Origin of the sequence: Bacillus cereus group sp. BfR-BA-01381 (assembly GCF_022663555.1) — a bacterium.
Lineage (GTDB): Bacteria > Bacillota > Bacilli > Bacillales > Bacillaceae_G > Bacillus_A > Bacillus_A pacificus.
Map to the genome: position 1 here is coordinate 40,889 of NZ_JAKUFR010000030.1, position 13,729 is coordinate 54,617.

The window sequence follows — 13,729 nt, forward strand, 5'->3', positions numbered from 1 at the left end:
ATTCACTATTTATTCTCCTCGTAAAAAAGCACGTAAATTTCTCCCGCGAATATAAACTTGTGACAATTCTGCATGTAGCTGCTCATATTCGATAACATCTGTTTTTAAATATAAAGCATCTTTTGATGGCAATATGATATAGGGCCTTGGAAAAATAGGATCAAGTACGACCAATTCTTGAACTCGTTCTACCGATACCGCCCAACGATTCGCTATATCTCCTAGTAACAACACCTTCATCTTCTTCTCCCCCGCCCTATTCAAAAAATAAAAAAGAAATATTATCACAATTCGTAAACACGACAAATGTAGCTCCAATTGTTTCATAGAGCCTCGCTGGATACCGTTTATTCCTTGTAACAACAGTAATAGGCGCTTGAAAAGAAAAGCGAATGTGTTCTGTAAAGAAGCTAACGATTGGAAGCTCATCCCCTAGTAAAATCACCTTCTTAATACACTCATAAATACTAGTAAAATCCTGCTCCTTACTACAACTATACGTCCAATCAAATCCACAATTCCTCACTTCAGCCGCTATCTCTTCATTTGCTGTAAAAATAATTAACTCATGTTGAAAGGCTACTAAATCTATTAAACTATTTATCTTGCTTTCTTCTCCAACACAAATAAGTGTTAGTTCCATGTACCTCATCCTCCTTAGCATAAAAGAACTCAAACATAGATTGATATTCCCCTATACTAATCAGATCGATGAAGTGATGTATCCATCATGGCACCGTCCTCTCTCAAGACGCTTACGAAGTTAGCTGTCGGATTCGGACTTTGAGAGTAGCCCTACTTTCAAAATTGAAAGATTCACCCCTAGTGACACTGCACAAATTGGTTCCTCCGCTCCATATAATTGGACTCAGCGTATTACAAAAAATATATTCTGGCTGATATATTACTCCTGTATTTGGAAAAAGTAAACAGAAAAAAAGCCAGTTATACAACTGACTTTTTTTCTACTTACACATGTGATTTATTTAATTTATACGCAAAATGATTCGTCGGTCCATGACCACTTCCAATATGCAGCGGCTCTTCAATTGCTATACTAATAAATTGTTTTGCTTCTTGAACTGCCTCTTCAATTGAGTATCCTTTCGCAAGTCCTGCTGTAACCGCTGAAGCAAATGTACAACCGCTTCCATGCGTTTGCTTTGAAGGAATTCGTTCACTTTTAAATTCGATAAACTGCTCACCATCAAAGAGTAAATCAACTACTTCATTACCTTGATATTCTGCATGTCCGCCCTTCATAAGCACATATTTTGCACCCAATTCATGCAGTACTTTTGCAGCTTCCTTACTATCTTCAACATTATAAATCTCCATCCCAGTTAACACTTCTGCTTCTGGAACATTCGGTGTTACAACCGTTGCTACTGGTAATAAATATTCTTTTAATGCTTGTACTGCTTCTTGTTGTAATAATGATGCACCGCCTTTAGCAATCATAACAGGATCTAGTACAATATTATTCCAGCCAAATTTATTAATATGTTCTGCTACAATTTGAATAATTTCGCTGCTAAATAACATTCCTAATTTCACAGCATCTGGTGTTAAATCCGTACCAATTGAATTCAACTGTTCCGTAATACCTTCTAATGGAACTGGATATACCCCTTGAACGCCAAGCGTGTTTTGAGCAGTAATTGCCGTAATAGCCGTCATACCATACACACCAAGCTCTTGGAATGTTTTTAAATCTGCTTGAATGCCGGCACCGCCGCCACTATCAGACCCTGCAATTGTTAAAGCTTTATTTACTTTCATCCCACTCATCCTTTTCTATCCAAAATAGCGATGATAAATTGTTTTTGCTTCGCTTATATCTTTCGTTCCATGTACAAGTACACGACCATCTTTAAAAGCAACTAATCTCTTTTCTTCCACAGAAAATGATAATAAATATGGATTTACATTTAAATCATTCACACGATCATTCAGCAGCTCTTTATATCGTTCAAAATCTATTTCCTCTTTATGAGGTGGTCTAATTTGAACTGTATTTCTCCCGCATAACACTGCTGTTTTCGATGTATTGTCTTTATTTAAATACGGATACAATGCATTCTCTCCGCACGAAGGACAATTGTGTTTACGAAGCTTTTGCACATTCATACATGAATATTCATTCTTCCATACATCAAACGATACAAGTCCATCTCGAAGCGATTCGTAATCTTCTACTAACAATTTTAGAGCTTCCGTTACTTGATGAGAAACGACGAGAGATACAGCAGGTGATATAATCCCCGCTGTATCACATGTTGCCCCGCCAAGCGGAATCGATTGTAATAAACAAGATAAACATGGTGTTTTACTAGGAAGAATTGTGTAAGAAAGGCCGTAACTCCCTACACATGCTCCGTAAATCCATGGAATAGAATGTTTTTGCGCTATATCATTCACAATGAAACGCGTTTCGAAATTATCAGTTGCATCAATCATTACATCAACGTTTGTAACGAGTTCTTCTAACTCCTCAGCTGTTACATCTTGAACGAGCGCTTCTACTCTTACTTCACTATTAATCTCTTCTAGACGCTTCTTCGCCGCTACAGCTTTCGGAAGATTATTCTTCACATCACTCTCTGCATACAATTGCTGCCTTTGTAAATTACTCCAATCGACATAATCCCGGTCAACAATCGTTACTGTACCAACACCAGCTCTTACAAACATTTCTGCATTTGCACTACCTAATGCACCTGCACCGATAATAAGCACATGCTTTTCCCTTATCTTTTGCTGTCCTTCTTCTCCAATTGGAGAAAATAGTTCTTGGCGAGAATATCGATTATTCAACTACGCTCATTCCTTCTAAAGGACTACTTGCCGTTGCACAACGCTTACGTGCAATACGACCTGCTTCAAATCCTAAACGGCCTGCCTCAATACTTAATTTCATTGCTTGTGCCATTTTAATAGGATCTTTTGCTCCTGATACAGCTGTATTTAATAACACGCCATCTGCTCCTAATTCCATTGCAAATGCCGCATCAGCCGGGCTACCGATACCAGCATCAACGATAACTGGTACTGTCGCTTGTTCAATAATAAAGCTCAAATTCAATGGATTTACAATACCAAGTCCTGATCCAATTGGAGATGCTCCTGGCATAATCGCATGCACGCCAAGTTCTTGTAATTTACGTGCTAATACAACATCATCAGATGTGTACGGAAGTACGATAAATCCTTCTTCTAGTAACATTTCAGATGCCTTTAACGTCTCTACCGGATCAGGTAATAACGTTCTATCATCACCAATAACTTCTACCTTTATCATGTCACAAAGCCCAGAAGCTTTTGCTAATTTTGCAATACGAACAGCTTCTTCAGCATTTTTTGCTCCGGCTGTATTCGGTAATAACGTATATTTTTTCACATCAAGTTTCTCTAATAAATTAGGCTGCTTTGCATCAAATATATCCATACGACGTACTGCGAACGTTAAAACCTCAGCCTCAGATACATCAATTGCCTTTTGCTGCACATCAAAATCAGGGAATTTTCCTGTTCCTAATAAAAGTCTAGAATGAAATGAAAATGGTCCAATGTTTAACATAATCAACCGCCTCCTACGAAAGTTACAATCTCAATTTGGTCTCCATCAAAAACAGATGTATCTGTATGATCATCTTTTTGTAAAATATCTTTATTACGCTCTACTACAACAATTCTGTTATCTAACTCTAAATGTGTAAGTAGCTCAGCTACTGTTTTCACACTCTCTGGCACTTCAATTTGATTACCATTAATTTTTAAATTCAAACTTCCATCCCCTTTCTAAACTGTTTTAGAAAGCAATGAATCTAGCAAGTGATTCTCCTGCTTTCCCTCTATTAAATCAGCCATATATTGACCAGAAACAGGACTTAATAAAATACCGTTTCGATAATGGCCCGTACAAGCATATAAACCTTTTATTTCTTCATGCTCTCCCATATAAGGAGCTTCATGATTCGATTGTGGTCTTAATCCTGCCCATGCACTTTCCCATTCAGCTTCTTTTAAAGCAGGCAATATTGTATACGCGCGCTCTAATATAGAAGTAATACTTTCTGGTTGCACAGTTTTATTGAACGTACGGGGCTTCATCGTTGCTCCAATTACGTAACGTCCGCCGCGCTTTGGTGCAATGTAAAATCTTTCTTGGAAAATAGGCGCCTTTAAAAGTGGTTTTCTACTTCTTATTGCTACTACTTCTCCTTTAACTGGATATGTACCCCATTCTCGGTGAAAATAACCTAGTAACTTCGTGCTCCATGAGCCACCTGCAATAACAACTTTCTCGCAAGTGATCATACCTTCGCTTGTCACAATTCCAGTCACTTTATTATTTTCAATACGAATATCAAACACTTCTGTCTGTTCATATATATCAGCACCCGAAAATGATGCGGAATGTGCGAATGCTTTCGTAAGCTCTGGTGCAATAACATGACCATCTTTCGGATAATATACAGCCCCTATAATTGACTCAGATAAATACGGCTCTTTCTCTCGTAAACGATCTCCCGTTAAAAAGTAAGAATCTTCACCGGTTTTCTGCTGCCAATCCATAATATGAAGAATTCTTTCCTTCTCCTCTTCATTTTGAGCAATGCGATAAATGCCTTTCTCTTCATACCCAATATCGATGCCTGTTTTTTCACGTAAAACTTCTGCAAGTTGTGGAAATATAGCACGGCTTTCTCTAGCAAGTTCAAATAGCGGGTCATATTCATCCCATTCTGCCTGCACCCCAAGTAAACCAGCGGCTGCTTTCGAGGCTTCAGATGCAATCTGTTGCTTCTCTACAATCGCTACTTTATGTCCTCTTTCTGCTAGAAAATGTGCAACTGAACTACCAATTACACCACCGCCAATTATCGCTACATCATACTTCTTACACATGTTTTTCCGCCCACTTTCTTATTGATTCCTTATAAGACTTCGCTTTGCTATACGGGTTACTACTACTTATAATCCCAGACATAACAGCAATACCACTGACGCCGTTAGTAAGAACATCTCCAGTGTTTTCCGGAGTGATTCCTCCAATTGCTGTAATCGGTATGGATAAACACTTTGCAATGTCTGAAATTTCTTCAAGCCCTCTCGCTGGCACACCTTTTTTACAATCTGTCGGAAATACATGACCATAAACGAGTGAATCCGCGCCATTCTTAAATGCATCGATCGCCTCTTCTAAAGAATGCACAGAATAACCGACATGCAAATAAGAAAACTTTTCTTTCACTGACTTTACATCTGCGCTTCGATACCCTAGCTGCACGCGCGGAATGTTTAATAAAATAGCAATATCAATTCGATCATTTATCACTATTTTCGATGCTGGAAAGCCTTTCGTTAAAAGACTTTCCACACCTTCATATAATTCCTTTGTGCTTTTCTCACGCTCACGAATATGCAAATAATCAATCTCACTCTCAATTTGCATCGCTACATTCACTAACTCTTCGAATGGCATGTGACCATTTGAGATTACATGAAGCTCATTTTTCATATTCATTCGCCTACTTTAAAATGTTTTCGAATAACTCTTCAGCCGGAACGATTTCTTTCGTCATTCCTTTATCTTTCAGCCATTTATTTTGTTTCTCCCATGACTCTTTTGAATCCGATAAAAATGGCTCATCTTTCGTTTCCATCTTCTCTAATAAAATTTTCATACTTTCTTTTTCAACTTCTGGTACAAGTGGGAAGTTTTCTTTTTCTTGATGATTTAATAAAATATTTAATGCTTCATCTAGGTTTTTCTTCATGAAATCATAACCTTTTTTCGTACCACGTAAGAAAGCTTGCAACGCTTCTTTATCTTTTTTCAACGTTTTATCACCTGTTACAAATACAAGCTCATGATAATTCGGTACACCGTAATCTGCTGGATTAAAGTATGCTGGTTCATGACCTTCATGACGCATAACAGGTACTTCATGGTTAATGTATGCCCCTGTTACCGCATCCACTTTTTTCGTGATTAATGCTGGTACTAAATCAAAACCAACATCGACTACTTTCACTGTATCTGGATTACCACCAGCTTCTTTTACCATCGTTTTTAAATACATCTCACTTAAAGGTGTTCCAGAATATCCAACTGTTTTACCCTCTAAATCTTTTGGCGATTGAATGCCTGCAGACTTCAGCGATACAACATGATTTAATGGTGAACGTACGACGGCTCCAATTGATTTCACTGGAATTTGTTCATTTGCTTTTGCCATGACAACATCTGGCTGATAATATAAGCCCACTGTTACTTTTCCTGCAGCTGCTAACGTTAATGGATCAGTCGGATTAGAAGGGAATTTAATATTTACCTTTACTCCTTCTTCTTTAAAGTAACCTTTTTCAATTGCCGCATAAATAAAGCTATGTACCGCATTTGGGTACCAATCAAGCATGACCGTTATTTCTTTCTCTTTTTTACTTTTTTCCGATACTGAATTACTCGAACATCCAGCAATCATTGCAACTAATAATGTAAGCACAAAGATGCGTTTTAAAAATTTCATGAATGCTTCCTCCAACTAATGAATTTCTTTTCTAATACTGAAATAAGTACGACGAAGAAAATAGCTAATAATGATAACAATACAATGGGTGCAAATACACCTGCCCCGTCTAATTGCGTCATCATTCTCTTACTGAAATATCCTAGCCCCGCTTGTGCACCGAGCCATTCACCAATTGCCGCCCCAATTACACTAAGCGGTACTGCAATTTTTAAAGCTGAGAAAAAATAAGGAAGAGCAGACGGCAATTTTAATTTAAGAAAAACATCTTTTTTCGTTGCCCCATACGTAACTAAAAGCTCTTCCCATTCTTTTTTCGTACTGCGCAGTCCATCATACGTATTAACCGCAATTGGGAAAAACGTAATTAAAACCGTAACAACAACCTTACTCCAGATCGTATATCCAAACCATAAAACGAAAAGCGGAGCAAGCGCTGTAATAGGAATCGTTTGTGAGGCAACTAATAATGGATAAAATGCTCTCTCCATCCAATTACTCGCATTCATTAACATCGCTAGCCCTACCCCAAGTACGATAGAAATAGCCACCCCTATTAAAACGACATATAATGTTGCTGGCAAATGAACCGTAAATAATATGTCTTTTAGTTTCCATATTTTCATTACAATTGCAGACGGTGACGGTAAAATGTACATTTCATCTACAATTCTTGCGCCTACTTCCCAAATAGCAAGTAAAATACTAGAAAGCGTAAGAGCAGGTAATAGCTCCTTCAACCGGTTCATCATACGAGTACCTGCCTTTGCAACATACTAAGAAGCTCATCTTTAAGGGCTAATACTTCTGGTTTATATAAATCTTTTCTTGTCCGATTATGATCAAGCGGTACAATCCTCTCGGTTAAAGTAGTTATCGGTTGCTGCTCTACTACTAAAATTCGATTAGAAAGAAACAATGCTTCTTCCACATCATGAGTGATAAATAAAATTGTTTTTTCCCACTCTTTCCATTGTTCAAACAACCATTCTTGCAAAGAGGCCTTCGTTAAAGCATCCAACGCACTAAACGGTTCATCTAACAGCAATATCTCCCCACCTGTTAATAAAGTTCGAATAAAAGATACACGTTGTCTCATACCACCAGATAAATCTTTCGGATATTTTGTCTCATACCCTTGCAAACCAAATTTATGTAACAGTTCCTTTGCCTTTACTTGTGCTTCTTTCTTCTGTACACCTTGGCACTCTAACGGCAGGGCAGCGTTCTCAATAATCGTTCTCCATGGCAGGAGCATATCTTTTTGGGGCATATACCCTACAGGATGGCTCTTTGTTTCTATTAGCTCTATCTGTCCCGTACTTGTTTCTTCTAAACCTGTAATAAGACGAAATAAAGTACTTTTCCCGCATCCACTCGGTCCGATAATACTTACAAACTCTTTATCTTGTATAGAAGCATTTAATTCATTGACGATTGGCTTCTCATCATAATGAAAAGAAACATTATGAAACTGTAGTATGTTCTTGCTCCTCAAATCCCCACATCTCCTTACGATAGGACATATCCCAGAATAAATATTCAAATCGACTGGAATATAGGAAAATCTCCTCTAATCGATCTAGCTCTTTTTCAGACTTTCCAACTGCCATTTCATTTAATAAATCGATTAACCAAACACAAAGGTTACCGTATTCTTCAGAACTATAGCCTTGAATCCACTCACCAAAGAACTCATGATTTCTTGCCCCAGGAATATCATTTAAACGCTTTCCAATCTCCCAATAGCTCCACATACATGGAAGAAGTGCTGCTATTAATTCCGCAAGTGTGCCATTTTGAGATACAGACATCATGTAATTTGTATAAGCTAGATTTTTAGCAGATGGCTTTGCAGACTCTATCTCCTCTATAGAAATTCCAAGTCTTTTTGCATATTGTTTATGAATTGTCATTTCTCCATTTAATATCCCATCAATTTGTTCAGCAAATTTCCCCATTACTTGTGGATTCGTTGCCTTTACAACACCGATCGCATATAGCTTTGCATAATCTAACAAATATAAATAATCTTGAATAATGTAATACTGAAACTTATCTTTTTCTAATGTGCCATCCCCCATACCTACAACAAATGGATGATTATGACTCATCTCCCAAACTGGTTGTACAGTTTCTAATAATCTATCGCAAAATTTCATTTCTCTATCCCCTTTCAATTTATATATCTAAATAAAAAACCACTTCTAAATAAGAAGTGGTTACAGCAAATAAAATTATAATTTATTCGTTGCTCCACTTCCCTTCGCTAGTATTACCTAGATCAGGTCTGTAAGGGTTAAGGATTATTCCTCTCTCAGCACAACAAGCACCCCTAGTGGTTTCAATATGAAATTTTCAAATAAAAAAGCCCCGTTTCTATACGCAAAGAAACGGGGACTCATTATTAGTGTCCGAATTGCTTCCCTACGCTAGCATAATCTAGATCAGGTAATAAAAAGGATCAAAGACTTAAGGCCTTACTCTCAGCTGGCAACACCAGCTCTCCTAGCAAACTATAAAATTATCACTGTCAGTATAACATCGTAATAAGACATCATCAACTATTTTAATTTTCTCAATTGTCAACAAAATAACAAAACCATATGATACTTATATTCTATCTTAGAAATTATTATCCTAATGAATTGGATAAAAAGGAATCATTATCCTCAAAAAATTTATTTTTATATTGATTTCATATTACATTTATGTGAATACACCCACTATATTATATCTTTATACTATAATAAAATTACAACTATACAACTAGAGGAGGTCTCTATTATATGAATATGAAAGCTACTGCTTTAACAGCAACTACTGTCGCAATTGCTTCTTTACTTCCTTCTATGGGAGAAACAAATGTACAAACAGCCAACGCTGAACAATTATCTAATGTGAAAACTGGATATGTCAAAGTTGATCAAGTAGCCTTACATACAAAAGATAACGCAAATAGCTCATCAATTGATACAATTCGCTTTAATACGAAAGTGAATATACTTGAAACAACTAATGGCTGGTATAAAGTATCTGTTAATAATAAAGTAGGTTACGTACAAAAAGATTCTATTCTACTAAAAAACAAACTTCAATCTAATAATCAATATATCGTCAATGCCAATGCATTAAACGTTCGTTCTGAACCTAATTTAGAATCTTCAATTTTAGATGTATTACCAAATGGGAAATTCGTTACCATTCAAGAAGAACAAGGCGAGTGGTATAAAATTTTACATAATGGCAAAACAGGGTACGTACAAAAGGCATTCGTATCTAATGGTTCACAGCCTTTAGTAAAAGGCATCACAGTTCAAAATAATGCGAAATACACAGTTGCAACACCTAAACTTAATGTACGTAGCAACGCTAGTACAAGTAGCGCACTACTTGGTTCATTACAAAATGGTACACAATTACAAGTAGTGGAAACTGTAGGAACTTGGTATAAAATTCGTTTTGGCACAGGATACGGATACGTGGCAAAACATTATGTAGTGCAAAACCAAACGCAATCACAAGCTCAAACGGCTCAACCTACTTCCATTCCAGCCGTTTTCAAATTCCCTACTCAAGGAAGAATTAGCTCAACATTTGATATGCGCTGGGAACAAATGCATTATGGTATAGATATCGCAGCTCAGGGTAATGTCTCTATCCAGGCGGCGGCGGCAGGTAAAGTCGTGAAATCATATTATTCAGCTAGCTATGGCAATGTTGTGTTCATCGCCCATCAAATAAACGGGAAATTATATACAACTGTCTATGCTCATATGAAAGATCGCACTGTACAAGCTGGTGATCAAGTACAAGCTGGACAATTAGTAGGTCATATGGGAAACACAGGTCATTCATACGGGCAACATCTTCATTTTGAATTACACAATGGAGAATGGAATTTTGAAAAAACAAATGCAGTAAACCCACTGCCATATTTAGTTAGGTAAATTGTATGCCACGCAATATCAATATACCTCTCTTAATTGAATACTTAGCCTTTTTAGGCTTAATCTGTTGCTTAGTAATTTATAATACAAATACTGTATTTTTATCTATTATCATTGCTTTTGTTGCTTTAGAAATTATGATGGAAGCTTTTCAAGTTCAACTAAAACAAAAAATTGCCCATATTTATAATGCCATTTTTCTATTAAGTGCCTTAATAACAAATATTATTAGTAATGGTTTTTATTTATCTACCGTATTTCCCGTATTCTTTATGGCTGTTTTATTATTCATAGCTAGATACATTCATGTCCCTAATAACAAAAAACACGAACAAGAAGCTTAGAAAGAGGAGACACTGTGTACCAATCTTTCAAAGATAATCCGATAAAATATATATTGAATTTATATAAAAAAACAAATACTTTTTTTGGTATACAAGGAAGCTATACGGCACAATTTCTCCTTTATGGAATGTTATTTCTCGTCTTAATTACATTCTCCTTGCTTTACTAATAACAAAAGGATCTCACAATTGAGATCCTTTTTAATTTATATAGAAAATGCTCTTTACCCGCAAGCATATTTTTCATAAATAAAGCTAAGATTATATTTTTTCTCTAAGCTCATTCTTTGTTCATCATCACACCAATAGAACAAAATATCATGAATCGTTGCATAACGCTTATTTTTAAGAAACAGTTTAAAGAAAGATGGTAAACAGTCATGTAATTGTATAAATATATAATTGCGTAATATTTCTTCTTTATATTTAATGCCCTTACAAATATACAATAATTCTTCACAATAATATGCATGTTGTGGAACTTGGATCATTTCGAAAAATGGCACATATGATAATAACTTTCCAATAAAATGATCATATCGATCCATTATCCCTATCGTCATATGCTCCATCATATCTTTCATTACATATAAATAATCATCTACATGAGTAGTCTTGAGTGGGTCTAATCGATCTGAAATTTGAGAAAGTACAGCCCTTTGGCAAGCTAACACCGCTTGACTAGGTCCATAATATGATAGAAAGTCTGTACACTTACGATACTTTCGTAATAAATCATATGTATATAAGTCATAAACAAAAGTATTACAATACATCGCTAAACTCATCATATCACTATTTAATTGCTCTTTTGATAGTGACTTAGCTCTCTTACACATATAAAAGAATGTAAATTCTAATACTTCTTTATGAGATAATAGATGTTTACAGTCTGTTATACATTTCTCATTAAATTTAACTCTATCCCAAATTTCTACATCCCCATCAGTTAATTCACCAATACGATATTTAATAATTAAATAGTTTAAAGCCACCGCCTGCGTCAAAAGATCCCACGTTTCATATTCCAATGAAGTATGAACAAACTCAGCTAGCCCTTGAGTTACCATAAAAGTATTCGCTTCTTCATACCAACCAATTTCTTGGCATAAGCGAAGAATACGTACTAAAGTTGGAATTTCGTCTTTATGAAATTGCGGTAAATTCTTTGCTTTATTCATTCCATATACGATAAATGCCGCTAAATTTTCTTCTTTATAAAATTCTTTTTCTTTCCACACTAATATAGTTCGTTCTTTCCCTTCACCTTTTGGATGACAAGGTACAAGCAAAGAAAATAATTCAGCGAAATTATTTGGTTCTATATATGTATCTGTAACCAAATTCCAATTTGGATCGCGCTGTACAGCCTTCATATAATTCCCCTTCCCTTTTGTCTACATAGGAAATATTAATTCATTATCACATCATTAACAATAAATATTGTTATATTCGAAATCAATCATAATACTTATATCTATCAGTATATCATTTTTTCTCTTATTTATAATTAGGAATGACAAATTTAAATAAACTGTCGAAATTAATAACTATGTACTTATTATATAATGTATCAGATGCATCATGCTAACATATTTGTTTAATCCTATATACTAGAATAATGCATCTGATTTTTATACGTAACGTATTCCACTAAGTAAAGTCTTTCTTCATTCCGTATGCTCTGATATTTCACTTAAAGCAAATCCGGCTTGATCATCTGCCGATTCTTTTATAGCTAAATCTCCTAGTGCTAACATCCCAACGAGTTGACCACTCTCAACTACTGGCAATCGTCTAATTTGATACTGCGCCATTAACTCTGTAGCCTTTTCAATAGGATCATCTGGAGAAACTGAAACAATGTTTGTTGTCATTACATTTGTAATTTTATTAGATCCAGGATGTTTTTCAGCAATCCCTCGAACAACTAAATCCCGGTCCGTAACAAGACCAACAACTTGTTCATTTTCAACAACCGGAATCAATCCAATCGATTCTTCTTTCATCTTTACAGCAGCTTCATATACATTGTCTAACGGTGTACACTGTACAATATGAGTGCTCATCAAGTCTCTCACTCGTGTCATTTGTATCTCCTCCTTTTTATACATACCATAGCTTTTCCTAAATCCCTTTATTTATTTCAGGAAAATCAGTTGATAAAGGAGAATGAACGCACAATAAAAAAGAGTCAGCAATATGCTGACTCTTTTTTTATGACCCGTACGGGATTCGAACCCGTGTTACCGCCGTGAAAGGGCGGTGTCTTAACCACTTGACCAACGGGCCATGGCTCCGCAGGTAGGACTCGAACCTACGACCGATCGGTTAACAGCCGATAGCTCTACCACTGAGCTACTGCGGAATAATATATGGTGGGCCTAAATGGACTCGAACCATCGACCTCACGCTTATCAGGCGTGCGCTCTAACCAGCTGAGCTATAGGCCCATATACTTTACAGGGGCAGTAGGAATCGAACCCACACTGGAGGTTTTGGAGACCTCAGTTCTACCTTTAAACTATGCCCCTAAAGGATGCCGACTAGAGGACTTGAACCCCCAACCTACTGATTACAAGTCAGTTGCTCTACCAATTGAGCTAAGTCGGCATAAAAAAATGGTGGCTCGGGACGGAATCGAACCGCCGACACGAGGATTTTCAGTCCTCTGCTCTACCGACTGAGCTACCGAGCCAACATAAATGGCGGTCCCGACCGGGGTCGAACCGGCGATCTCCTGCGTGACAGGCAGGCATGTTAACCACTACACCACGGGACCATTTGATTGCGGGGACAGGATTTGAACCTGCGACCTTCGGGTTATGAGCCCGACGAGCTACCGTGCTGCTCCACCCCGCGATGATAAAATATTTAATTTAGAAAAAATGGAGGAGGT

Annotated in this window: 16 protein-coding genes, 8 tRNA genes and 3 riboswitches; of the genes, 2 read left to right on the forward strand and 22 right to left on the reverse strand. The window is 36.6% G+C overall.

The annotated features are described in order from the left end of the window. Positions 1-9: 9 nt before the first annotated feature. The 12 genes from MR079_RS12785 to tenA form a co-directional block, all read right to left on the reverse strand. Positions 10-240 (reverse strand): hypothetical protein, encoded by a 231-nt coding sequence (locus tag MR079_RS12785; protein WP_000866315.1) that lies wholly within the window; start codon positions 238-240, stop codon positions 10-12. Positions 241-256: 16 nt separating this feature from the next. Next, positions 257-643 (reverse strand): hypothetical protein, encoded by a 387-nt coding sequence (locus tag MR079_RS12790; protein ID WP_061183500.1) that lies wholly within the window; start codon positions 641-643, stop codon positions 257-259. A 93-nt stretch (positions 644-736) separates the two neighbouring features. Further along, positions 737-884: riboswitch (cyclic di-AMP (ydaO/yuaA leader) on the reverse strand. An 85-nt stretch (positions 885-969) separates the two neighbouring features. Further along, on the reverse strand, positions 970-1,791 hold the full coding sequence (gene thiD / locus MR079_RS12795; protein ID WP_242294083.1) for a bifunctional hydroxymethylpyrimidine kinase/phosphomethylpyrimidine kinase: 822 nt from the start codon (positions 1,789-1,791) through the stop codon (positions 970-972). A 6-nt stretch (positions 1,792-1,797) separates the two neighbouring features. Beyond that, positions 1,798-2,817 (reverse strand): thiazole biosynthesis adenylyltransferase ThiF, encoded by a 1,020-nt coding sequence (gene thiF, locus MR079_RS12800; protein WP_139869007.1) that lies wholly within the window; start codon positions 2,815-2,817, stop codon positions 1,798-1,800. Further along, a complete protein-coding gene (gene thiG / locus MR079_RS12805; protein ID WP_000931995.1) occupies positions 2,810-3,580 on the reverse strand; it encodes a thiazole synthase in 771 nt (256 codons plus the stop codon). Before thiG ends, thiF begins: the two co-directional genes overlap by 8 nt. Positions 3,581-3,582: 2 nt before the next feature. Further along, positions 3,583-3,786: a sulfur carrier protein ThiS gene (gene thiS, locus MR079_RS12810; RefSeq protein WP_001049505.1), complete on the reverse strand. Its 204-nt coding sequence runs from the start codon at positions 3,784-3,786 to the stop codon at positions 3,583-3,585. 15 nt (positions 3,787-3,801) lie between these two features. Further along, positions 3,802-4,911 (reverse strand): glycine oxidase ThiO, encoded by a 1,110-nt coding sequence (gene thiO / locus MR079_RS12815; RefSeq protein ID WP_139869008.1) that lies wholly within the window; start codon positions 4,909-4,911, stop codon positions 3,802-3,804. Continuing rightward, entirely contained in the window at positions 4,904-5,524 is a 621-nt protein-coding gene (gene tenI / locus MR079_RS12820; RefSeq protein WP_242294084.1) for a thiazole tautomerase TenI, read from the reverse strand. Before tenI ends, thiO begins: the two co-directional genes overlap by 8 nt. Positions 5,525-5,534: 10 nt before the next feature. After that, the gene (locus tag MR079_RS12825; RefSeq protein WP_242294085.1) at positions 5,535-6,536 is read right to left on the reverse strand and encodes an ABC transporter substrate-binding protein; all 1,002 of its coding nucleotides are present in this window, start codon (positions 6,534-6,536) and stop codon (positions 5,535-5,537) included. After that, positions 6,533-7,285, reverse strand: coding sequence for an ABC transporter permease (locus tag MR079_RS12830; protein WP_242294086.1), 753 nt, complete (start codon positions 7,283-7,285; stop codon positions 6,533-6,535). The genes MR079_RS12825 and MR079_RS12830 overlap by 4 nt, the downstream gene beginning before the upstream one ends. After that, positions 7,285-8,034: an ABC transporter ATP-binding protein gene (locus MR079_RS12835; protein ID WP_139869011.1), complete on the reverse strand. Its 750-nt coding sequence runs from the start codon at positions 8,032-8,034 to the stop codon at positions 7,285-7,287. The genes MR079_RS12830 and MR079_RS12835 overlap by 1 nt, the downstream gene beginning before the upstream one ends. Beyond that, on the reverse strand, positions 8,003-8,698 hold the full coding sequence (gene tenA, locus MR079_RS12840) for a thiaminase II (protein WP_139869012.1): 696 nt from the start codon (positions 8,696-8,698) through the stop codon (positions 8,003-8,005). The genes MR079_RS12835 and tenA overlap by 32 nt, the downstream gene beginning before the upstream one ends. Positions 8,699-8,780: 82 nt before the next feature. After that, positions 8,781-8,883: riboswitch (TPP riboswitch) on the reverse strand. A 60-nt stretch (positions 8,884-8,943) separates the two neighbouring features. Then, positions 8,944-9,056: riboswitch (TPP riboswitch) on the reverse strand. A gap of 269 nt (positions 9,057-9,325) precedes the next feature. On the opposite strand from tenA, the gene MR079_RS12845 reads away from it, so the two are divergent. Then, complete coding sequence (locus MR079_RS12845) at positions 9,326-10,486, forward strand: SH3 domain-containing protein (RefSeq protein ID WP_139869013.1); 1,161 nt, start codon at positions 9,326-9,328, stop codon at positions 10,484-10,486. A gap of 5 nt (positions 10,487-10,491) precedes the next feature. Beyond that, positions 10,492-10,830 carry a hypothetical protein gene (locus MR079_RS12850; protein ID WP_001137811.1) on the forward strand — a complete coding sequence of 113 codons (339 nt, stop codon included), beginning with the start codon at positions 10,492-10,494 and terminating at the stop codon, positions 10,828-10,830. 224 nt (positions 10,831-11,054) lie between these two features. Here the strand turns inward: MR079_RS12850 and MR079_RS12855 are convergent, their stop codons facing one another. From MR079_RS12855 to MR079_RS12900, 10 genes are all read right to left on the reverse strand, one after another. Then, on the reverse strand, positions 11,055-12,206 hold the full coding sequence (locus tag MR079_RS12855; RefSeq protein ID WP_000648924.1) for a DUF3965 domain-containing protein: 1,152 nt from the start codon (positions 12,204-12,206) through the stop codon (positions 11,055-11,057). A 294-nt stretch (positions 12,207-12,500) separates the two neighbouring features. Beyond that, entirely contained in the window at positions 12,501-12,920 is a 420-nt protein-coding gene (locus MR079_RS12860; RefSeq protein ID WP_000199016.1) for a CBS domain-containing protein, read from the reverse strand. Between the two features lie 130 nt (positions 12,921-13,050). After that, positions 13,051-13,122, reverse strand: a tRNA-Glu gene (locus MR079_RS12865). Between the two features lies 1 nt (position 13,123). Next, positions 13,124-13,198: transfer RNA gene (locus MR079_RS12870), tRNA-Asn, on the reverse strand. Positions 13,199-13,206: 8 nt separating this feature from the next. Beyond that, positions 13,207-13,283: transfer RNA gene (locus MR079_RS12875), tRNA-Ile, on the reverse strand. A 10-nt stretch (positions 13,284-13,293) separates the two neighbouring features. Then, a tRNA-Trp gene (locus MR079_RS12880) sits at positions 13,294-13,364 on the reverse strand. A gap of 6 nt (positions 13,365-13,370) precedes the next feature. Beyond that, positions 13,371-13,443 (reverse strand) — tRNA-Thr (locus MR079_RS12885). Positions 13,444-13,452: 9 nt separating this feature from the next. Further along, positions 13,453-13,528 (reverse strand) — tRNA-Phe (locus MR079_RS12890). An 8-nt stretch (positions 13,529-13,536) separates the two neighbouring features. Then, positions 13,537-13,612: transfer RNA gene (locus tag MR079_RS12895), tRNA-Asp, on the reverse strand. Between the two features lie 6 nt (positions 13,613-13,618). After that, positions 13,619-13,692: transfer RNA gene (locus MR079_RS12900), tRNA-Met, on the reverse strand. Between the last annotated feature and the right edge of the window lie 37 nt (positions 13,693-13,729).

Coding starts and splice junctions, on each gene's coding strand:
- MR079_RS12830 (WP_242294086.1), bottom strand. CDS start 7,285: ATGAACCGGTTGAAGGAGCTATTACCTGCTCTTACGCTTTCTAGTATT.
- MR079_RS12825 (WP_242294085.1), bottom strand. CDS start 6,536: ATGAAATTTTTAAAACGCATCTTTGTGCTTACATTATTAGTTGCAATG.
- thiD (WP_242294083.1), bottom strand. CDS start 1,791: ATGAGTGGGATGAAAGTAAATAAAGCTTTAACAATTGCAGGGTCTGAT.
- MR079_RS12790 (WP_061183500.1), bottom strand. CDS start 643: ATGGAACTAACACTTATTTGTGTTGGAGAAGAAAGCAAGATAAATAGT.
- tenI (WP_242294084.1), bottom strand. CDS start 5,524: ATGAAAAATGAGCTTCATGTAATCTCAAATGGTCACATGCCATTCGAA.
- tenA (WP_139869012.1), bottom strand. CDS start 8,698: ATGAAATTTTGCGATAGATTATTAGAAACTGTACAACCAGTTTGGGAG.
- MR079_RS12785 (WP_000866315.1), bottom strand. CDS start 240: ATGAAGGTGTTGTTACTAGGAGATATAGCGAATCGTTGGGCGGTATCG.
- MR079_RS12845 (WP_139869013.1), top strand. CDS start 9,326: ATGAATATGAAAGCTACTGCTTTAACAGCAACTACTGTCGCAATTGCT.
- MR079_RS12855 (WP_000648924.1), bottom strand. CDS start 12,206: ATGAAGGCTGTACAGCGCGATCCAAATTGGAATTTGGTTACAGATACA.
- MR079_RS12850 (WP_001137811.1), top strand. CDS start 10,492: ATGCCACGCAATATCAATATACCTCTCTTAATTGAATACTTAGCCTTT.
- thiO (WP_139869008.1), bottom strand. CDS start 4,911: ATGTGTAAGAAGTATGATGTAGCGATAATTGGCGGTGGTGTAATTGGT.
- thiG (WP_000931995.1), bottom strand. CDS start 3,580: ATGTTAAACATTGGACCATTTTCATTTCATTCTAGACTTTTATTAGGA.
- MR079_RS12860 (WP_000199016.1), bottom strand. CDS start 12,920: ATGACACGAGTGAGAGACTTGATGAGCACTCATATTGTACAGTGTACA.